The organism is Halorubrum sp. SD690R (assembly GCF_005435035.1).
GTDB classification, from domain to species: domain Archaea; phylum Halobacteriota; class Halobacteria; order Halobacteriales; family Haloferacaceae; genus Halorubrum; species Halorubrum ezzemoulense.
Window position 1 is genome coordinate 1 of the sequence record NZ_SGTV01000147.1, and the last position, 436, is coordinate 436.

The 436-nt window shown below is 52.5% G+C and carries 1 protein-coding gene; it reads right to left on the reverse strand.

Annotated features, from left to right (window positions below):
* Positions 1–198: archaellin/type IV pilin N-terminal domain-containing protein (locus EXE41_RS19825; protein WP_321167065.1), on the reverse strand; the 198-nt coding region annotated here is incomplete at its 3' end.
* Positions 199–436: the final 238 nt, after the last annotated feature.

A 436-nucleotide genomic window follows, 5' to 3' on the forward strand; every position in this document is an offset into this window, starting at 1 on the left:
CAGCACCATCGCGATGAACACGATCAGGGTGCCGATACCGACCTGCCCGCGGTCGTCGTCGTTCGTTAGTTCCGTTAGCATTGTTGATCCGGGTCTGTCTGACCCTATGCAACCGTTCTTTTCGCCAGTAATAATACCTCCCCCCAAATTACCCAACCTGATAATGGCGTTTTGAAGGGCTGTTAGCGGGATTTGCATAGAGAACACCTATAATTTGGCCTGAAGACGGTGGCCGAGCCACAGCACCTCCAAGAATCAGATTTAATCGCTTCCGTAAGTTGGTATCAGCGATGGAAATGGTCGTCTGGTGTATCGTCGAGAGGTCTGGTACTTCTGGGCTGGTTGGGGTTCGGGTTATAGAATATGGACATCGAGACCATCGTCGACAGAGAGACCCGGTCGGAGACTGGCCGGTCAGTTGGTACCCGAAACACGT